The organism is Flavobacterium fluviale (assembly GCF_003312915.1).
GTDB classification, from domain to species: domain Bacteria; phylum Bacteroidota; class Bacteroidia; order Flavobacteriales; family Flavobacteriaceae; genus Flavobacterium; species Flavobacterium fluviale.
In genome coordinates, this window is sequence record NZ_CP030261.1 from 4,412,209 (window position 1) to 4,433,988 (window position 21,780).

The 21,780-nt window shown below is 35.4% G+C and carries 15 protein-coding genes; 7 read left to right on the plus strand and 8 right to left on the minus strand.

Annotated elements, in window-relative coordinates; genetic code table 11:
* The first annotated feature begins 38 nt into the window (after nt 1-38).
* The 3 genes from HYN86_RS19010 (at nt 39) to HYN86_RS19020 (ending at nt 5,834) form a co-directional block, all read left to right on the plus strand.
* Nucleotides 39-3,554 carry a nitrate reductase gene (locus HYN86_RS19010; protein WP_113679470.1) on the plus strand — a complete coding sequence of 1,172 codons (3,516 nt, stop codon included), beginning with the start codon at nt 39-41 and terminating at the stop codon, nt 3,552-3,554.
* 131 nt (nt 3,555-3,685) lie between these two features.
* Nucleotides 3,686-5,116: a rubredoxin domain-containing protein gene (locus HYN86_RS19015; RefSeq protein WP_113679471.1), complete on the plus strand. Its 1,431-nt coding sequence runs from the start codon at nt 3,686-3,688 to the stop codon at nt 5,114-5,116.
* Nucleotides 5,117-5,255: 139 nt separating this feature from the next.
* On the plus strand, nt 5,256-5,834 hold the full coding sequence (locus HYN86_RS19020) for a hypothetical protein (protein WP_113679472.1): 579 nt from the start codon (nt 5,256-5,258) through the stop codon (nt 5,832-5,834).
* 186 nt (nt 5,835-6,020) lie between these two features.
* On the opposite strand, the gene moaA is transcribed toward HYN86_RS19020, so the two are convergent.
* The 8 genes from moaA to HYN86_RS19060 all read right to left on the minus strand — a co-directional run bounded on the left by moaA (nt 6,021) and on the right by HYN86_RS19060 (nt 12,705).
* A complete protein-coding gene (gene moaA, locus HYN86_RS19025) occupies nt 6,021-7,028 on the minus strand; it encodes a GTP 3',8-cyclase MoaA (protein WP_113679473.1) in 1,008 nt (335 codons plus the stop codon).
* Complete coding sequence (moaCB, locus tag HYN86_RS19030; protein WP_113679474.1) at nt 7,015-7,929, minus strand: bifunctional molybdenum cofactor biosynthesis protein MoaC/MoaB; 915 nt, start codon at nt 7,927-7,929, stop codon at nt 7,015-7,017. The genes moaA and moaCB overlap by 14 nt, the downstream gene beginning before the upstream one ends.
* Nucleotides 7,929-8,360: a molybdenum cofactor biosynthesis protein MoaE gene (locus tag HYN86_RS19035; RefSeq protein WP_113679475.1), complete on the minus strand. Its 432-nt coding sequence runs from the start codon at nt 8,358-8,360 to the stop codon at nt 7,929-7,931. Before HYN86_RS19035 ends, moaCB begins: the two co-directional genes overlap by 1 nt.
* 163 nt (nt 8,361-8,523) lie before the next feature.
* On the minus strand, nt 8,524-9,591 hold the full coding sequence (moeB, locus tag HYN86_RS19040; protein ID WP_113679476.1) for a HesA/MoeB/ThiF family protein: 1,068 nt from the start codon (nt 9,589-9,591) through the stop codon (nt 8,524-8,526).
* A 6-nt stretch (nt 9,592-9,597) separates the two neighbouring features.
* Nucleotides 9,598-9,837: a MoaD/ThiS family protein gene (locus HYN86_RS19045; RefSeq protein ID WP_113679477.1), complete on the minus strand. Its 240-nt coding sequence runs from the start codon at nt 9,835-9,837 to the stop codon at nt 9,598-9,600.
* A gap of 2 nt (nt 9,838-9,839) precedes the next feature.
* Nucleotides 9,840-10,628: a uroporphyrinogen-III C-methyltransferase gene (cobA, locus tag HYN86_RS19050; protein ID WP_113679478.1), complete on the minus strand. Its 789-nt coding sequence runs from the start codon at nt 10,626-10,628 to the stop codon at nt 9,840-9,842.
* Between the two features lie 5 nt (nt 10,629-10,633).
* Complete coding sequence (locus HYN86_RS19055; protein ID WP_113679479.1) at nt 10,634-11,206, minus strand: molybdenum cofactor guanylyltransferase; 573 nt, start codon at nt 11,204-11,206, stop codon at nt 10,634-10,636.
* Between the two features lie 326 nt (nt 11,207-11,532).
* Nucleotides 11,533-12,705 carry a molybdopterin molybdotransferase MoeA gene (locus tag HYN86_RS19060; protein ID WP_113679480.1) on the minus strand — a complete coding sequence of 391 codons (1,173 nt, stop codon included), beginning with the start codon at nt 12,703-12,705 and terminating at the stop codon, nt 11,533-11,535.
* A 923-nt stretch (nt 12,706-13,628) separates the two neighbouring features.
* Here HYN86_RS19060 and HYN86_RS19070 point away from each other — a divergent pair.
* The 4 genes from HYN86_RS19070 (at nt 13,629) to HYN86_RS19085 (ending at nt 21,771) form a co-directional block, all read left to right on the plus strand.
* The gene (locus HYN86_RS19070) at nt 13,629-16,760 is read left to right on the plus strand and encodes a SusC/RagA family TonB-linked outer membrane protein (protein ID WP_113679482.1); all 3,132 of its coding nucleotides are present in this window, start codon (nt 13,629-13,631) and stop codon (nt 16,758-16,760) included.
* A 16-nt stretch (nt 16,761-16,776) separates the two neighbouring features.
* The gene (locus HYN86_RS19075) at nt 16,777-18,249 is read left to right on the plus strand and encodes a RagB/SusD family nutrient uptake outer membrane protein (RefSeq protein ID WP_113679483.1); all 1,473 of its coding nucleotides are present in this window, start codon (nt 16,777-16,779) and stop codon (nt 18,247-18,249) included.
* A 292-nt stretch (nt 18,250-18,541) separates the two neighbouring features.
* Entirely contained in the window at nt 18,542-20,455 is a 1,914-nt protein-coding gene (locus tag HYN86_RS19080; protein ID WP_113679484.1) for an arylsulfatase, read from the plus strand.
* 257 nt (nt 20,456-20,712) lie between these two features.
* Nucleotides 20,713-21,771, plus strand: coding sequence for a sterol desaturase family protein (locus tag HYN86_RS19085; protein ID WP_113679485.1), 1,059 nt, complete (start codon nt 20,713-20,715; stop codon nt 21,769-21,771).
* Nucleotides 21,772-21,780 lie beyond the last annotated feature (9 nt).

Genomic DNA, 21,780 nt, shown 5'->3' on the forward strand with positions numbered 1-21,780 from the left:
GCAGATTCGTTAAAGTAGTATTCAAAAACAGAACTGTAATGCAAAATACAAAGATCAAAACCACTTGTTCCTATTGCGGCGTTGGATGCGGCATAATCGTAACTAATGATGCCAAAAATGGTGTAATGGTTGAAGGTGACAAAGACCATCCTGTTAATAAAGGAATGCTGTGTTCTAAAGGAATGAATCTGCACTACGTAGTTAACGACACATCTGATAGAATTCTGTATCCCGAAATGCGCGGAAGCAAATCATATCCGCTGGAACGTGTCACCTGGGATACTGCTTTGGACCGCGCAGCTGCTGTTTTTTCTTCTATCATTAAAAAACACGGACCAGACAGCGTTGGTTTTTACATTTCTGGACAGTGTTTAACAGAGGAATATTACTTGGTAAACAAACTTGTAAAAGGTTTTTTGAAAACCAATAATATTGATACCAATTCAAGACTCTGCATGAGTTCAGCTGTCGTAGGTTACAAAAAAACTTTTGGAGAAGATTCTGTTCCAATTGCTTATGATGATATTGAATTGGCCGACACTTTTTTAATTACAGGAGCCAATCCAGCTTGGTGCCACCCTATTCTATTTCGACGACTTGAAAAACATAAAGAGAAAAATCCTAAAATAAAAATAATTGTAATTGATCCAAGGCGAACAGATACTGCTGCTTTCGCCGATTTGCATTTGCAGATTATTCCGGGTTCCGACATTATTTTATATCATGCCATTGCCAAACGAATCATCGAAAAAGGATATGTCGATCATGATTTTGTAAAAAATAATGCAGAAAACTTTAAACAATACAAAGACCTAGTTTTAAACACGTCTTTAGAAAAAGCTTCTAAACTCTGTGGAATTTCTGTAAACGATATTAAACTGGCTGCAGACATTATTGGTAAAGCAAAAGGTTTTATTTCGCTTTGGGCAATGGGTTTAAATCAAAGTGCAGTTGGCGTTGATAAAAATACGGCTTTACTCAATTTATCTTTATTAACGGGACAAGTTGGAAAACCAGGATCTGGACCCTTTTCACTAACAGGGCAGCCCAACGCAATGGGCGGCCGCGAAGTGGGCGGAATGGCGACACTTTTGGCAGCGCATAAAGATATTGCAAATCCGACGCATCGAAAAGAAGTTGCGGATTTTTGGGGTGTTGACGAAATTTCAGATAAACCTGGATTAACCGCGACTGAAATGTTTGAAGCATTAGAATCTGGAAAAATGAAAGCAGTCTGGATCATTTGCACCAATCCGTTAGTGAGTCTACCCGACTCCAGAAGAGCCGAAAAAGCGCTTAAAAATGCAAAATTTGTTGTAGTTCAGGATATTTCGCACAATGCAGACACAGCCAAATTTGCCGATTTATTACTTCCTGCAGCAGGATGGCTGGAAAAAGAAGGAACGATGACCAATTCTGAACGTCGTATTTCTTATCTGCCAAAAGGAATTAATGTGCCGGGAGAAGCTCTTCCAGATATTGAAATTCTAATTCGCTTTGCAAAAAAAATGAATTTCAACGGATTCAATTTCAATGGCGCCGAAGAAATTTACAAGGAACATTGTGCACTTACGAAAGGAACTAACATCGATATTTCCTTCTTAAATTACAACCGTTTAAAAACCGAAGGGACTTTTCAATGGCCGGTTCCAGATTATGGACATCCAGGAACACCGAGATTATTTACCGATAAAAAATTCTACACGCCTTCTGGAAAAGCTATTTTCAACCTTCCTGTTTCTATCGAAAATACATCCGTGCAGCCAAATGCAGAATTTCCTTTTATACTAACCACAGGAAGAATTCGCGATCAATGGCATACGATGACCAAAACTGGAAAAGTATCGAGGTTGCTAACGCATATTCCGAGTCCGGTTTTAGAAATAAATCCGATTGACGCTTTTAAAAACGATATTAAAAATGGTGATATTGTTACCGTTACCAGTAAAAACGGAGAAGTCCGCGTAAAAGCAAAAGTGACAGATTCTATCAAAGAAAAGGTTGTTTTTCTGCCGATGCATTGGGGAAAGCAATTAGAAAATGATCTAAATCGAACCAATAATCTAACCAATACAGTAGTCGACCCAATTTCAAAAGAACCTGATTTTAAATATACTACCGTTTCGATTACCAAATATGTAAAACCTTTCCAGAAGATTGCAATTGTTGGCGCCGGCGCTGCTTCTTTCCGATTCATTCAAAATTATCGTGAATTCAATTCAACCGATGAAATCATTGTTTTTTCGAATGAAGTAAATCCGTTTTACAACCGCGTTTTACTTCCAGAATATATGACGGGAGAATTCAGCTGGGAACAATTATTAAAAGTAAAAGACGGCGAAACTTTTAATAAACTAAAAATCACCATGAAAGCTGGAGTTTCTATTGATAAAGTAGATACTAAATTAAAAACAATAATAGACAGTCACGGTGAAACACATACTTTTGATTCCCTAATTTTAGCAACTGGAAGCCGTCCTTTTGTTCCCGAAAATGCACAATTACATCTTCCAGGACGATTTACCGTAAGACGTAAAGAAGATGCAGATCGTTTAAAAAGACATCTCGACAGCACCAATCTTCCTCCAGAAGAACAACACGTTGTGATTATTGGCGGCGGATTGTTAGGTTTGGAATTAGCGGCAGCTTTAAAACATAAAAAAGTAAAAACTACAATTGTTCAAAGGGCTTCGCGTTTAATGGAACGTCAGCTGGATCGAATTTCAAGTAAGCTTTTGGCAGAAGAAGTACAGCTTCGCGATATTCAGATTTATTTTGATAATGAAGTAAGCACGGTTTTCGAAACTGAGAATCCGAATGAGATTGAAATAGCTTTAAAGAGCGGTAAAATCATCACTGCAAATGCAATTGTGTACACGATTGGAACAATTCCGAATATTGAAATTGCGCGCGAAAGCGGTCTTGCCTGCGGACGCGGTGTAAAAGTCAATCAGTATTTACAAACTTCAAATCCTGATATTTTTGCTATTGGAGAAATAGCTGAATTCAATAATAAGTTATTCGGAATCACCTCTGCTGCCGAGGAACAGGCCGATATTCTGGCTAACTTTTTGGCAGGCGATATCAGCAGTTATTACAAAGGTTCGATTTTAATGAATATTTTAAAATTAGAAGATATAAATCTTTGCAGTATTGGCGATATTGAAATTCCCGAAAACGACGATTCGTACGAAGAAATTGTTTTTTCAGACTTGAAAAAACGTTACTATAAAAAATGTATTGTAAAAGATGATCTTTTGGTTGGCGCGATTTTGATGGGCGATAAAAACGAATTTGCCGAATTCAAAACGATGATCGAAAGCAAAATAGAATTATCAGACAAACGAAATTTATTGCTCAGAGGAAGTTCAAATGCAAAACCTGTTTTAGGAAAACTAGTTTGTTCCTGCAGTCAGGTTGGTGCTGGAAATATAGAAGAAACTATTAAAAGCGGCGTAAACGATTTTACCGATTTATGCAAAAATACTGGCGCTGGATTAGGCTGCGGCAGCTGTAAAACAGAAGTTAAGGAGATTCTTGCTAAGTGTAGATGAGTTTTTTTGTTTGAGGTTTCAAGTTTCAAGTTGTTGGAACGTGCACCTGAAACCTGAAACCTGAAACTTGAAACCTGAAACCTGAAACTTGAAACCTGAAACTTGAAACCTAAAACTTGAAACTAAAAAAAATGGAACTAACAAGATTAATAGTAAAAGGAGGCGTTATTTCGCCGGGGGAATTACGAGAAGTAATTGATATTGCATTGGAAGAAGGTCTCGATTCAATTTCTTTTGGTTCCAGACAGGATATTATTTTTCCGCATGGCTTTAAATCATTGGACAAAACGACTTTGGGCAAACATCACTTTGTTTATCCAGATCAAAAAAGCGGGAATAATATTGTTTCTTCTTATGTTTCGACAGATATTTTTAGAAATACAAACTGGCTTACTGGAAATCGTTTTTTATATATTTTAGAAGAATTTAAAGAACAGCCCAAATTAAAAGTCAATATAACAGATCCAAAACAGCAGCTTGTTCCCTTATTCACAGGTCATATAAACTTTATTGCTTCAGAGCACGAAGATTACTGGTATTTGTATATTCGTCTTCCCCAATGGGAAAAAATGCAGGTTTATCCTGTTTTAATTTACAGCTGGGATCTGGCGAAAACCTATTACGAAATTGAAAAAATAACCGACGAAACTGCCATAGATATAGAATTACTTTTTACTTTGGTCAGCGAAGCATTAGATACTAATAATCGAACAATTGATAAACCTTTAAAAGTTCCTTTTTATCCGTTTCCGTATTACGAAGGAATGAATAGAATGGGGATTGATCAATATTGGCTGGGATTATACTGGCGCAATAATCTGTACGATCTCGATTTTTTAAAAGAAATGTGCGATTTGTGTTTTGAATGCAAAATTGGTAAAATCTGTATTACACCTTGGAAATCATTCATTATTAAAGGAATTCCGAAAGACCGTAAATTAGAATGGGAAAAATTTTTAGGTAAAAGAGGAATCAACGTACGTCATTCTTTACTAGAATTAAATTGGCATTTGCCTGTTGCAATGGAATGGGCGCTAAATCTCAAAACGTTTTTGGTACGCACACTCGACCAGTTTGACATCAGCACCTACGGATTAAATTTTGGAATTGCAGAATACAATCGTGACGGCCACTATTTTACTTCGATTGTAATCGAAAAAAACGAACTTCCTGCAGCTTTAGAATCCATCAAAATTAGAGACACTTATAATGTATTGTCTGCTAAGAATTTTGATCCCAATACAAGAGAATACATTGTTCACTCACAGGATATTGACAAACTGGAACTTCCGACAATTTTAATTGAATTAAGCCGAAAATATTTTGAAGAGCTTGGAAATTCAACTATAGAAACAACCGAAAATCCACAGAAAAAAGAAAAACCACAATTGGATATTTATCAATGCCAAGAATGTTTAACGCTTTACAATTCTGAGTACGGAGATGAAACTCAAGGAATTCCAAAAGGTATTTTGTTTGAAAATCTGCCAGAAACATATTGCTGCTCTCTTTGTGAAGCTCCTAAAAGTAATTTTAAAATTTTGGAAGCCGTTGAGCATTAGCTTTTTCTATAAAAAACTTAACATATCGGTATTCAAAAATTGCGTATATTTAGCTTAACTAAGAATTTATACCAAAACATTGTACTTCAGCTGTTGTTTAATTCTTAGCTATCGTCTATTACTCAATAAAAATACAGTTATGATAAAGAGAACAACTAAAACCCCTGCTGTAAATACAACCGATATTCCAGCAGAAACAATTGTAGAACAAACTACAGAAACGCAGCCAGACGCAAAATCAACCGTTAGAAGAACAACCAGAACTGCTGCAAAAACGACAGCTGTAAAAACACCAGCAACAGTTAAACCAGCTGCAAAAACACCTGTGAGAGCGGCGGTCAAAGGAGCACCTAGAGCAACCGTAAAGAAAGAAGCAATAACACCTGAAAATGCAGAACCTATTGTTTCTGAAATTGTTGAAATCCAAACTACTGATATTCCTGTTCCTTTTGAAGAAAACCAACCCGTTGTGACAGTTGAAAAAATTGGCAAAAAAAACGATATAAAATCAAAGCTGAAAGCCAAACTTAAAGCGAAGAAAGAGAAAGAAAAGAAAAGAGAAAAAGCGATTAAAGCTGTTATCAAAAAATTAGAAAAAGAGAAGAAAGCAAAACTAAAAGAAGCCGAAAAGAAAAAAGAAAAAGCAAAAAAAGCTAAAAAAGCAGCAGAAAAAAAAGCTAAATCCAAGAAAAAAGCAAAGGCTAAAAAGAAAAAATAATTACTAAAGAAAAGGTTTAACTTTAGGGTTGAGCCTTTTTTTTTTAAACAGAAATATGTATTAACATCACATAAAGGAAAAATTTAGCGTTCCTTAAAGGCTTCGACTCCGCTCAGCCCGACAATCCTTAAAACAATTTGTAAGTCACAACTTACAATTCACAATTCACAATTCACAACTAAAAACCTACCCCCCAATCGCAATCATACTACGATTATCAAAGTGTTTTTTTGGATCGTCCATTTCGTCAATGGTAACCATTCCAGCGCGGACTTTCTTTTTATTTTGAATGGATTCTGAAATCAAATCTGCGATTGATTCTCCATTTCTAAAAGCAGTCAATAAATCAGTTTCTGAATTAGAAAAAAGACAGTTTTTTATTTTGCCATCTGCCGTCAAGCGGATTCGGTTACAGCTGTCACAAAAAGGATTTGTAATAGAACTTATAATTCCGAAATCACCTTGAAAACCTTTTATTTTGTAATTTCTAGAAGTAAAGTTTTTTTCGTTTTCTAATTTTTGAATTTCATCTGCAGAAAAAGCATTTTCTACCAAAGATAAAATCTCTTTTTGCGAAACCATTTTGCTTCTGTCCCACTCATTTCCTGCAAAAGGCATGAATTCAATAAATCGGACAGAAATTGGCAGAAACTGGGTCAGCTTAACAAAATCTACAATTTCGTTATCATTAAAACCCTTCATTAAAACGACATTTACTTTAACTTCAAAATCATTATTTAAAAGTAAATGCAAATTGTGAATTACCTTTTCGAACTGGTTTCTAAGCGTTATCGAATGAAATTTCGACGAAACTAAAGTGTCTAAACTCAAATTGATTTTTTTTATTTTAAACTCTTTTAAAACTTCAAGATAACGATCAATCAAAATACCGTTTGTGGTTATCGAAAGTGAGATATTTAATTCGGATAATTTAGAAACTATTTCAGGAAAATCTTTTCTCAGCAGAGGTTCTCCGCCCGTTAATCTTATTTTGTCAACACCATTTTTTACGAAAGTCTGAGCGATACCAAAAATCTCTTCCGCCGTCATTAAACTGGCTTTTGGAGAAAGCGCAATTCCGTCTGCCGGCATGCAGTACGTACAACGCAGGTTGCATTTTTCCAACAGCGAAATGCGTAAATAATTGTGTTTACGCCCAAAACCATCCGTCAAAATAGTGTTAGAGGCTGTCATGATTTTTTCCTTTTAAAATATGAAAGACGTGCATAACGTGTGGAAACACAGCGTCCATCGATTCTTTTACTCCATTAGTTGACCCCGGCAGTGCCAAGATCAAACTTTTCCCCAACGTTCCAGCGACACTTCTTGAAAGCATTGCATAAGGCATTCTCTGTTGTCCGTAATTGCGTATAGCTTCTTCGATTCCAGGAATTCTGCTTTCTAAAATAGGCGATAGCGCTTCTGGCGTTACATCTCTTGGCGATAAGCCTGTACCTCCAGTAAAAATAACTAACTGGTGTTCTTTTGCGAAAGCCTTTGTCTTCTCTTGAATTATATCCAGTTCATCTGGAATTATTTCATAATGAGAAGTTTCCACTCCGTAAGCATCTAATTTTTCAACAATTGCTTTTCCAGAACGATCTTCTTTATCACCCGCAAAAATTGAATCAGAACAAACAAAAACAGCTGCTTTTATCGCATTTGGAAATCTATTTTTGAAAGAAGATTTTCCACCTTCTTTATTAACTAATTTAATTGTCGAAATTTCAATTTCTTTATCAATTGGTTTCAGCATATCATACATTGTGAGTGCTACAATAGATGCTCCGTGCATGGCTTCAACCTCAACTCCCGTTTTATAAACGGTTTTTACGTTGAATATTATCTGAATTTCTAAACCTTCAATTTTATATTCCACCGAAGTATATTCAATTGGAATTGGATGACAATCTGGAATAGATAAATGTGTGTTTTTAACCGCAAATAACCCAGCGGTTTTTGCCATTTCAAGCACATTCCCTTTTGGAACCAAATTATTCACCACAGCATCAATCGTTTCCTGTCTGCTGACTTTTACAATTGCGGTTGCGGTCGCTTTTCTTAATGTACTTATTTTATGTGTAATATCTACCATTAACTATTTTGTTTCCAAGTAAATGTATCGTTTTCAAACATTTCTTTGCCAAAAATTGGAACGTCTGTTTTAATCCAATTTACAATTGCTTCTGTCGCTTCATAAACTTGTTTTCTGCGTGTTGCCGAAACAAATACGAACAAACAAATTTCGCCTGCTTTTACAACTCCCAGACTATGGTAAATGTGCATGCAGGTTAAATCAAATTTAGCGAAAGCTTTTTCGCGAATTGTGTACAAAGCTTCATTTGCCATATCGGTGTACGCTGAATAATCAATCGCTACCACAGTATTATCGTGAATAACATCGGCACGAACTTGTCCTAGAAAAATATTATGTGCTCCAATCGTATGTTTGGATTGATGTTTAGCGATAGATTCCGCTATAAATTCAGGAGTAATTGGTCCTTGTACAAATACATTTTTACTCATTTTTTATGTTTTTTTATGCCACAGATTACACAGATTAGAGGGATTTTTACTTTGTCACGAATTTTCACTAATTTTTATTAAAGTAATAATTTTATTCTTGTAATTAGTGGCAGACAATTTTACACAATTCATAAAAAATCCTTTTAATCTGTTTAATTTGTGGCTAAATCTTTTCTCCTATTAATAATTGTTTCATTGCTAAAGCGCCTCCAGCAATACTTTTTATATTTTTAAATTGATGTTTTTGAAGTAATTCTACTGCAATTTTACTTCTAATTCCCGATTGGCAGAAAATATAAATGGTTTGATTTTTATCTAATTTTTCAATCTCATTTTCTAAATTCATTAAAGGAATCTGGATTTGATTTTTTAAATTGATTTTCGGCGATTCATCAGTATTTCTAACATCCAGAAACAAAACTGAATCGTCTTTTATTTCATTCAAAACCGATTCAAAACTTACTTCTTCGGTCTCCAATTTATTATATTTTTCGTCGAATACTTCTCTGGTTATTATTTGAAAATCACTTTTTTCAAAATCATATTTCTGCTGCTCGTTATTTAGAATATTATAAACTAATATTTTACCGCTTAAAACTTCTCCAATACCAAGAATCATTTTCAAAACTTCATTTGCCTGAAACATTCCAATAATTCCCACCGAAATTCCGATTACTCCGGCATCTTCACAATTCAAAGCATTATTGTTTTCATCAGGATATAAACATCTGTATGTTGGTCCGTTTTGATAATTGAAAACCGAAACCTGTCCCTGAAATCTAAAAATCGATCCATAAACCATTGGTTTATTTAAAGCCAGACAAGCATCATTAATTAAATATTTAATCGAAATATTGTCTGTTGCATCAACAATTATATCATATTTTTCAAATAAATTAAAGACATTCTTTCCTGACAATTTCTCTGAAAACGCTTTTACTTTTACCTGCGGATTCAATTCTGAGATCATCAGTTCGGCTTCTTTTGCTTTTGATTTTCCAACGGCCGAACTTTTATAAATTACCTGACGATGCAAATTTGATAATTCAATGACATCATCATCCACAATTCCGATTTCCCCTACTCCTGCGGCAGCCAAATAAGGCAGAATTGCCGCGCCTAAGCCTCCAGCCCCAATTACCAAAACTTTCGCATTCAGCAACTTATACTGACCATCTTCTCCTATTTCAGGAAGAATTATTTGTCGGTTATATCGATTTGATGTTTCCATAGGTATTTATCCTCCTGCAAATGGCGGCAATAATGCAACGATATCGCTTGCGATCAAAATGCGGTCTTTAGTTTTTGAAACTATTTTTTGGTTCACAGCCACGCTAAAACTCAATGATTCAAACTCATACTTTTCATCTAAATCCTGCAGTAATTTCTGCAGTGATAATTCTTCGGAAAAAGACAACTTTTCGAATTCACACTTTGTTTTTTCAGCAACAGCTCCAAAATATTTTACCTCGATCATTCTTATAAATTTAAATTCTGAAAAATAAATTCGTCATCAAAATGTTCCTGAAAATACGAAATCCAGCTTGATGTATTTCGCACTACTTCACCAATAACTATAATTGCAGGTGATGAAATCTTTTTTTCAGATACCAATTTACTAATTGTATTGATAGTTCCAATTACTTTTTGCTCTGAATTTTTAGTTCCGTTCTGAATAATTGCAATTGGCAGGTCATCATTCCTGTTTTCCTGATAGATAGAAATGATTTCCCCTAATTTATGCATTCCCATTAAAATGACAACGGTCGCAGCCGATTTTGAAGCCAATTGAACATCTTTTGATAATTTATGATCTGAAGTTGTCCCAGTAATTACCCAGAAACTTTCGGCAACTTTACGCTGCGTCAAGCTGATTCCGACCGATGCAGGAACTCCTAAAGCAGATGAAATGCCGGGAACAATTGCCGTTTCGATTCCAAATTGTTCTGCAAATTCAATTTCTTCGCTTCCTCTTCCAAAAACAAAAGGATCACCGCCTTTTAAGCGGACAACGTGTCCGTAGGTTTTTGCCATACTTACAATCAAATCGTTGATCTGATCTTGCGTATAAGCGTGGCATCCAAGACGTTTTCCAACAAAAACAATTTCTGCATCTGCTGCATACTCCAATAATTCTTCATTAACCAAAGCATCGTACAACACTACATCTGCATTTTTCAGTGCTTTTATGGCTTTCATTGTGATCAATTCGACGTCTCCAGGACCTGCGCCTACAATCGTCAATTTTGGTGTTTTTAAGTTTCGCATAGTAATTAACTTAAATTGATATTGAGATCATTTAATTCATCTATTGAATTAATATTGGTTAAAGGAAAATTTTCGTTTTCCTCTATCTTGATAATTTGATGCGGTAATTTGGCCAGCAAATCCATCATTTTCAATTCATCAGAATCAATTGATTCTTTTATTACAGAAAGAATATTTTTCGAGTAAATACCAATTAAAGGATGTGTTTTACTTTCTGACGCAAAAATTGTTATTCCAGCTTCTTTGGTATGTTTTGAAATTAATTCCTGAAGTAATTCGGTTGAAATCAACGGAATATCACAACTTAAAATAAGATTAAATTCGGTTTCAGAATGCGATAATGCCGTGTAAATTCCTCCCAGCGGACCTTTATCTACAATCAAATCTGGTATTTTTTCATATTCCAGATAATCATATTGTTTCGATGCTGTTATTAGCTTTATTTGATTGGTAATGGGCAGAATTGCCTGAATAATGTGATCAATGAACGGTTTATCCTGAAACAAAACCAATCCTTTTTCTGACTGCATTCTGGAACTTTTTCCACCGCAAAGAATAAATACTGTTAGTGCTTTCATGATTTTGTTTTTTTGTTTCAGGTTTCGGGTTTCAGATTTCAGATTTCAGGTTTCAGGTTTCAGGTTTCAGGTTTCAGGTTGCCAATCTTTGTCCCGACGGTTGAAACCGTCGGCTATATTTTATATAGCAGTCGCTTTACATACGATTTTAAAATAACCTGAAGTTTCAACCTAATCAACCTCAGGAAACGTGGTTATTTCAATGATTTAAATCACCAGCTATGTTTCGTACAGCGATCTTTAGATAATGTCTACAGAATAATGAAGGCCCGTTTTCCTTTATTTAATCTTGTATTTATTTAATCAATTTTTTGATCTATATCAAACTAATCAATTGGTAAAATAGTTACTAATTGACCATTTTTTATATTTTCTGCATCCTGTTCTACAATTACCAATCCGTTTGCGATGGCAAAAGAATTAAGCATTGCCGAGCTTTGCCCCTCTAGAATCGTTACGTCTGTTTCGTCGTATTTAGCTTTTAGAAACAATGTTTTTCCGGTATTATTTTTTATCTCAGCATTTAGCTTTCTAACTACTTTTGGTTTATGAATTTCAGAAAAACCCATTTTGTTTTTCACAGCCGGCAAAACATAAATATAAAAATTAGTCAGCGAAGAAGCTGGATTTCCTGGAAGTGCAAAAACTAAGGTTTCCTTTTTAGATCCAAAAAACATTGGTTTTCCCGGCTTCTGATTGATTTTATAAAAAAGTTCTTCTACTCCATTTTTCAACAATTCCTCTTTTACAAAATCATAATCTCCTACAGAAATTCCGCCCGAAATTAACACGATATCATTCTTTTTTAAAATTGATTTAAGTGCATTTTTCGTAGCTTTTAGATTGTCTTTTACTCTGTAAACTTTTGTTTTTTTGATTCCAATTGTTTCGAGCGCTGCCTGAATCATAATCGAATTACTTTCGAATATTTTCCCTTTTTTTAGTTTTTTCCCAGGTTCTGTTAATTCATTTCCAGTAACTAAAATGCCGACTTTTGGCTTTTTATAAACTTCAATTTCTGTAATTCCTAAGCAGGCTAGAAATCCAATTGCAGCTGGAGTCAGCAAAGTATTAGGTTCGAAAACAACATCTCCCTTACCAATCTGCTCTCCTTTCGGGCGAACATTTGTATTTTTCTCGGGCATCTGCGCAATTAGAATTGAATCTGTATTGGCCATTACATGCTCCTGCATTACTACTGTATCTGCATCGTCTGGCACGTAGGCACCAGTAAATATTCTGATAGCTTCGTTTTGTTTTAATTTAATATTGGAGTGATCTCCAGCTTGAGAAATCCCAACAATATCATATTGATGCCTTATACTGTGCGTAAAAGCATATCCATCCATTGCCGATTGACGAAAAGGAGGCATAGAAATTGGCGAATAAATTGTTTCTGCCACCACATGACCGAGCGCTTTATGCACTTTAATTTTCTGCATTGGCATAGCATTACTATTTGCTGCTACAATTTCTAAAGCTTCTTTTACTTCTATCATTATTTATTTAGTTAAAACTAAGTATAAATACTTATTACAAATATAAGTATTTATTATTAGCAGGGATGAATTTTTGAAATTTCTTTTTCTTCTTTATAAAATTACTCTAATTTATTCAAAATCAACTTTAAAATTTAGTTACAATTTTTCTATTTTTTATATCAAAAGAGCTTTAAAGATTGTTTTTATGTTCTTTTAGCTAAATGTAAAACGTTTAAAACCTTAAAATTAGGGCTTAAAATAATGTAAAATACTACAATTTAGGTTTAGAATTAAAATTTATTTTAACACTTGTTGGCATCATACATTCTTTGCAGGCTCATTAAAATAAGGATGTCACAAAAAAATCATCGTTATGGATGCATACGAAAATGAAGTTTTTTCAAAAAAAAATCGGCAAACTTTTGGTTTTTATTATATAAAATTTAACTTTGTCTATAGGATTAGTAGAGTATAAAATAGTATTTCAAACCTAAAAACTATTATTGTGAAAACAACAGAAAGCATATCGCATTACATTCTTCCTAAAATGTACACTTATAACACTTGCTGTTATATGTGTTTCTGTTGCTAAAATTCTACTTTTATTTATTTGCTGTTTAATTATTTGATAAAGCAAATTTCTTAAAAAACACCACCGAAAAATATTTACTGAATTTACCCAAAAATCTTTCTGAGGCATTTTTTGCGTTGGACGGATTCTTGAAACCATACCTATTATTCAATAAATTAAATAACTAACAACTAAAAAAACTAAAATGAAAACAATGCAAACCTGCTGCTGTAAATAAAAAAAGCCATTTCTGCGGCAACAGAAATGGCAAGGCTTAAAGAACATTTATCACTAAATCAAGAACACTTTAGAGTGCTGTAAAAACAGTGCTCAGGGCGTCTTGTTAATTACTTAAAACCAATACAAAGAAATGAAAAAAAAGTTAAACATATACATACCTCTGTTTATCCTCTTAATAACGGCGGGAATAAATGCCCAAAATACTACTCCTTTAATCCAATCTAAACTCGACGGAACAGTTGTCGATGACATTACAAATCAACCCATTATAGGCGCTTCTGTTAATATCAAAGGAACGACCCATGGCGTTGTTACCGATGCTGAAGGAAAATTTTATTTTCAAACAGGTCAGAAATTTCCATATACATTAATTGTAAGTTACATAGGATATAAAAAATTAGAAATTATAGTTGAAAAAAATCCCGTAATTATTCATTTAAAAGAAGAAAGACAAGAATTAGACGAATTGGTGGTTGTAGGTTACGGAACTCAAAAAAGAAAAGACATTACAGGTTCTGTTGCTTCTGTCCCTAAAGCCAATTTATCTCAGGTAACTTCTTCTGCAGACAATCTTCTTAGAGGCGCAATCTCTGGAGTGGTAGTTACGCAAAGTTCTGGGCGTCCCGGCGCTTCTTCAAGTGTTCGTATTCGTGGAGGAAATTCTATAACTGCAGGTAACGAACCTTTGTATGTTGTAGACGGAATCTTAATTTATAACGACAATTCAAACAGTTCTGCCGGAGTAGCTTTTTCGGGTGCAAGCGTTAACGTTTTGTCTACTATTAACCCTGCAGATATCGAGTCTATAGAAGTATTAAAAGATGCTTCTGCAACTGCAATTTATGGTTCTCGCGGTGCAAACGGTGTTGTAATTATTACGACTAAAAAAGGAACAAAAGGACAAGATAATATTTCGTACCAAGGCTATTTTGGATTTCAGAATATCTCAAAAAAACTTAGACTGATGAATGCCAGCGAATGGGCTAGCCTGAGAAATGATGTTCAAGCAAGTATTGGTCAGGCGCCATCTTTTTCTGCTGCGCAGATAGAAGCCTTAAAAACCTCTGGTAATTATGACTGGCAGTCTGCAGCTTTTGTAACTGCAGCGCCAATACAAAGTCACAACTTGTCTTTTTCTGGAGGTGATGAAAGATCCAGATACGCAATTTCCGCAGGTTATTTTGATCAGGACGGAATTGTTTTGGGCAGTGACTTTAAACGTATTTCACTTCGAGCTAACTACGAAAGAAATTACTCTCAGAACTTCAAATTTGGCGTAAATGCGAATTATACTAATTCCATTTCTAATGGTGTTGGTACAAACGGCGGTGCGGCAGCAGGAAGAAATCCGAATCCATTGGTCAGCGTTTTGCTACTAGCGCCTGTTGTTCCCATCAAGAATGCTGATGGAAGTTACAACGTAACCAACAATCCTTACGCAACTTCTGTAAATGGTTATATTCAAAATCCTATTAATGATTTAGAAAATACCATTAACGAAACTAAACTTAATCGAATTTTAACCAGCTTATTTGGTGAATATAAAATCAATAAAAAATTGACTGCTAAAGTTGCTGTAAGCGGAGATGTATTAAATACAAAACAAAACTATTATGCACCCGCAAACACTACTACTGGAGCAGGGACAAAGGGTTTAGCTTCTATTGGAGAAAGAGTTGTAAGTTCTGTTTTAAATGAAAACACATTAAACTACAATACAAATTTTGGCGAAAATCATAGGTTTTCTGCTTTAGGAGGTTACACACTTCAATATACAAAAGGCGAAGTCGTGAATGCTGGCGCTCAGACATTTGTAAACGATGCCAATACCTATAATGCACTGCAAGATGGTGTACCCGTAAAACCATACAGTGATGCTTACGAAAGTGTTTTAAAATCATGGCTGGCAAGAGTAAATTATTCTTATAAAGGAAAATATAATTTCACATTATCCGGCCGTGCAGATGGTTCTTCGCGATTTGGTTCTGAATCACTTTGGGGTTATTTCCCCTCAGCAGGATTTTCTTGGAATATTACTGATGAAGAATTCGCCAATAATATAAAAGGTGTTACCGAAGCCAAACTTAGAATTACTGCTGGAACAACAGGAAACCAAGAAATTGGAAATTATCTTCCGCTGGCATCTATGGGTTCTGTAAACTATTCTTTTGGAGGTACACTTTACACAGGACTAGCTCCTACCCGATTGGCAAATCCAGATTTGAAATGGGAAAAAACAGATCAGTACAATGTTGGATTGGATTTATCATTACTAGACCGAAAAATCAATTTTGTTTTTGATGTCTATTACAAAAAAACAAACGATTTATTAATCAATGTTCCAGTTCCATTAAGTTCTGGTTATGCCACTGTTCTTCAAAATATTGGAGGAGTTGAAAATAAAGGTATTGAAGTTGGTTTGACCACAGAAAACATCAAAACAAAAAATTTTGCATGGAATTCAAACATAGTATTTTCAGCTAACAAAAATAAGGTGACAGAAATTGGAAATGGTGTAAATGAGTTTTTTCCAGTAGTTCCAAACGGTTCATTATTACAGCAGCAGCCTGTAATTGTAAAAGTAGGTCTTCCTCTAGGAAGCTTCTGGGGATATCGAACTAACGGAATTTTCCAAACGCAGGAAGAAGTTAATACACAGCCAAAAATCAACAGTTTAGCCAACACACGAGTGGGAGACAGAAAATATGTCGATGCAAATGGCGACGGTGTAATTAATGCTTTGGATAAAGGAAATTTAGGAACTTCTCAGCCAAAATTTGTTGGGAGTTTCAGCAACACGATTTCATATAATGACTTTGACTTGAATTTTTCTTTCCAAGGATCTTATGGCGGAAAAATCTTCAACGCTTTAAATCAGCAGTTGGAAATCTCTACACTGGGAACCAATGCAGCATCGACTTTAAATGACCGCTGGACACCAACAAATCCAAGCAGTGAAATTCCGAGAGCAACAAGTTCTCCATTAGGAATTGTTTCAGAGCGTTATGTAGAAGATGCTTCTTTCTTACGATTAAAATTAATCACATTGGGGTATACTTTACCAAAAAGTGTTTCTAAAAAACTGGGAACCAAAAGTGTAAAATTCTACATCTCAGCAGAAAACTTAATTACATGGACAAAATATACTGGTTATGATCCAGAGGTAAGTTCATACGAACAAAACAACTTATATCCGGGAATCGATTTTGGTTCTTATCCAAATTCAAAAACATTCATCTCGGGCTTGAACGTAACTTTCTAAGTAAAAAAAATATAAAATGAAAAAGATTATTATAACATTCCTTTTTAGTGCAGGTTTACTTGTATCGTGCACGGAACTAGAGGTAACGCCTACCTCTTTTGTAACCGAAGACAATTATTTTATCACGCAAGATGATGCTGTTGCGAGTGTCACTGCTGTTTACGCTTCTTTAAGTATTGATCCCGGTGAACAGAGTTTGTTTGGAAGAAACCTTTATTTCTTAACCGATATGGGTTCAGATTATGCTGCTGCAGGGGTTTCGGCTACCAACCCACAGGTTAGGGCATTGAGTGCCTTAACTCATGATGCAACAAGCGACCGTGTTCAAGTAGCTTGGAGACAAATTTATAACGGAATTAACAGAGCGAATGTTTCTATTGACAATATCCCGAAAGTATCTGGTAATGAAGTTATCAAAACACGATTGATTAACGAAGCTAAATTTATAAGAGCGCTGCTTTATTTTCAGGCAGTTCGACTTTGGGGCGGTGTTCCGATTGTTTTACACGAAGCAAAATCTATTAATTTAGGAGATTTAAAAACCAACCGAGCAACTGTAGAAGAAGTCTATGCTCAAATCATTACCGATTTAAGTGATGCCGAAGCTTTACCTCCAACTTATACTGCTTCAGATGCAGGTCGTGCTACGTCTGGTGCTGCAAAAGCAATTTTGGCAAAAGTTTATTTGACTAGAAAAGATTGGCCGAATGCCATTTTAAAGTCAAGAGAAGTAATTAACGGTGGATACGGATATGCTTTATTCGAAGAATTTCAGGATATTTTTACTAAAACGAAAAAGAACGGAAAAGAACATATTTTCTCTGTTCAGTTTGAGCCCAATCAAGCAGGAAACGGTTCTAGCGGCAGTACTTTTCAAGCAACTTCTTTTACTGGATTTACAGCTACAGAACCAGCAGATATTATCTCAGATGTCGCATTGTTTTATGATATTTATGCGTCTGGGGATAAAAGAAGAGATGTAAGTTATGCCAAACAATTATTGAATCCTACAACTGGAACACTTTACACATTTCCGAAACCAATTTTTAAAAAATACTTGGATTTAACCAATCTGGCAACGCCTGGAAATGTCGCTATCAACTTTCCAATTATTCGTTATGCTGATATTTTATTGTCATTAGCGGAAGCGATAAATGAACAAGGCGGACCAACTGCCGAATCTTATGAATTGATCAATCAGGTACGAAGAAGAGCTTTTGGAAAACCAATCACCACAGCTGATGCGACTGTTGACTTCGCTGGATTAAACCAAACTTCTTTTAGAGCTGCAATTCAGGAAGAACGCAAGAAAGAATTTGTTCAGGAAGGACAAAGATGGTTTGATTTGGTAAGATGGGGAACTTTGGTTACTGAAGTGAAAAAAGTAACGGCTAAAAACTCGGTTTCAGAAAGAAATAACCTTTATCCGATTCCGCAGAGCGAAAGAAACATCAACCCTGATGGATTACCTCAAAACCCAGGATATTAATGTTGGATGATATTTAAACACGTAATCTTGTCATTTCGACGAAGGAGAAATCTCCGCAAGAAACTCGGCAAAGATTTGCTAAGCGTTATGGAGCCAGTCACGGAGATTTCTCCTTCGTCGAAATGACAAATAGAGACGAAAACAATCTTTTGAAAATGAATATCCTAGCCCCGATAGAAGTGGAAATCCTTTTGTGGCGGGGTTCGCCACAAAAGATTGTAGCGGATAGCGGGATTAGCTTCTAAAATTAAGAACCATTATTTAAAACCACATAACTAAAAAACTATAAACAATGAAAAAATTTAAAAATAGCATTGCAGTCAAAAGTCCGAAGAAAGGACTTTTGATTACTGCTTTTCTTGTTGCACAACTGGGAATGGCGCAGGAAAAACAAGAGTTTAAAGGCACAATCGGCAAAACTTTGGCTGATTCTAAAGAATACTGGCCAGATCCGGTAACGGCTCCAAAAGGTGCTCCGAATGTAGTTTGGATTTTGTTGGATGATGTTGGATTTGGAGCTTCAAGTTCTTTTGGAGGATTAATCAATACGCCGACTTTTGATAATCTGGCAAATAACGGTCTACGTTATACCAACTTTCATACAACAGCTATTTGTGCTCCTACCCGAGCCGCTTTATTGACTGGAAGAAATTCAGGAAGAGTTCACGTAAGCGGATTTTCCCACACTATTTTATCGGCAGGATTTCCTGGCTGGGATGGAAGAATTCCTTCTGACAAAGGGACAATTGCAGAGATTCTTCGTGCAAACGGTTACAATACTTTTGCCGTTGGAAAATATGGCGTAACACCAGATGAAGAAGCGTCAGATGCAGGTCCGTTTGACAGGTGGCCAACTGGAAAAGGTTTCGATCATTTCTACGGATTCTTAGGTTCGCAAACCGACCAGTACAATCCTGATCTAGTAGAAGACCAAGTTCATATTAAACCTGATTGTCGCCATTTAAATGAATTAATAACTGACAAAGCCATCAGCTATATTCAGAAACAGCAAAAAGCCGCTCCGGGAAAACCTTTCTTTTTATATTATGCACCAGGAGCTGTACACGCACCTCATCAGGTTGCTGAAAAATGGGTCGAGCCTTATAAAGGAAAATTTGACGAAGGCTGGGATGTGTACCGCGAAAAAGTATTGGCCAACCAAAAGAAATTAGGAACTGTTACTTCAAATGCTGTTCTGCCAGAACGTAACGCGCTTATAACAGAATGGAAAAAATTGAGTCCAGACCAAAAGAAAGTATATGCAAGATTTATGGAAGTGTACGCTGGATTTTTAACTTATACCGATTATGAAATTGGAAGAGTAGTTAATTATCTAAAAGAAAGCGGACAGCTGGATAATACTTTAATTTTTGTGGCAATTGGAGATAATGGAGCTAGTAAAGAAGGAACTTTACAAGGAACTATTAGTCAAAGTTTGTTTTCACAAGGAAAAACAGATGAAGAAAATTTTCAAAGTAATTTGAATAATATCGGAGAGATCGGAACAGCAAAAGGTTTAAATACCAACTATCCTTTAGGATGGGCACAGGCAACAAATGTTCCTTTCAAAAACTGGAAACAAGACGCACATTCAGAAGGAGGAACTCGTAATCCTTTAATTGTTTTTTATCCAAACGGAATTAAAGATAAAGGCGGCATTAGAAATCAATACAGCCATGTAACCGATTTGCTTCCAACTACATTAGCTATTGCCGGAATTAAAGCTCCAGAATATATCAAAGGAATTAAACAAGACATTATTCAGGGTTCTTCTTTCCAAGCTTCTTTGGATAATCCGAAAGCAGAATCATTACACAAAGTGCAGTATTACTACATTTTCGGAAACAGAGCAATTTATAAAGATGGATGGAAAGCCTCTGCAGCACATTTACCAGATTCATTTGCTGTGAAAAAATCTTTGGGTAGCAACGAAAAACCTGCTCCAAGCAACTTCGATACAGATGTTTGGGAATTATACAATCTAAACGAGGATTTTAACGAACGTAACAATCTTGCTAAAAAATATCCTGAAAAACTAGCCGAACTTCAAAAACTATTTGACGAACAAGCCAAAGAAAATAACGTCTATCCATTGATTGACTGGCAGGATGTTTACAACAGAAGAATTCATAATACAGGCGCCGACAAAGGAAAAACAGTTTCAGATCTAATTAAACAAGCCACCAAACCAGGAAGTACGAATTAACTAGATCATCACAACCTGCAAGGTTTTGGAAACCTTGCAGGATAAAAACAAAGAATAAAATTCTACTAACTCCATAGAATTAGTAATTATTTTATTTAATTTTACAATAAAGCATTTAAATTCAGAAAGATATGAAACGAGTAGATTATGAAATAATAGGAAAAAAAATTGTCGTTGGGACAATACTATTTTTAGTTCCGCTGGCAATTCTGGCTGGAGGATTAGCATTAATTAATCAATTTTTAAAATAAGAAATCATGGCAATAGTTCAAAAAGAAAAATTAACAAGAGACTTAGCAATAAGCTTTTTTATTTATTCATTACCGGTAATAGCAATTTACCTTTATTTTAAACTAACAGGCGGATCTGTAAGCGAATCGCATTTAACATTACCTTCTTGGCTCGAATTTGCGCAGCCTGTTTTTGCAAACATTAGAACATGGGGATTAATAGTTTTTATGCTGGTTTTGGGAGTAATCGAATTTGCAGCAGGTTTGTACGACGACGAATGGACCGGCGAAGAACGCAAAATAGATATCGTATCCTTCTTAGCACCAAAGCTGCTTTTACCGCCGGTAATTGCTTTTTTCAGTTTAACTGCATTACCTTATTTACTTCCAAATGCGGCAAATTCACTTTCGTGGGTTCCGTTTTGGGGAGGCTTTTTCTTAATTGCAATTGCCGATGATTTAACGCAGTATTGGTATCACAGATTGCATCACCAAGTGCCGTTTTTATGGCGTTTTCATAGAACACACCATTCGGCTCCGTATATGGGAATGGCGATGGCGTCCAGACAAAACTTTATTTACACGGTTTTCTTCTCTCAAATTTATTTAACAGCAACACTAACTTATTTAGGTTTAGGGCTTCCTGCTTTATTTGTTTTAGTAATTAAAAGTTTTATCACTTTGGGAGCGCATTCTAGCATTCCATGGGATAAACCTTTCTACAAATACAGAGTATTGCATCCAATTGCATGGGTTTTAGAAAGACTGATTTCTACTCCTGCCACACATCAAGCACATCACGCAGATACAAGCGGAGATGGTGTCGGACACTTTAAAGGCAATTTCGGAAACATGTTTTTTATCTGGGATATCATTTTTGGAACGGGATTGATTACTCGAAAATATCCTAAATCATTTGGAACAAAATCGTACAAACAAGAAGAGTGGTACGCGCAATTTTTATGGCCAATATTTAAATCTAAAAAAGAAGGAAGCGCATTGGCTGAAGGCGTCTTGTCACTTCCATTAAAATCAAAACCAGTTACTGCAGAGGAATCTCCGTCACCAGTATTGGAGCAAGCTTAGTATTTTTAT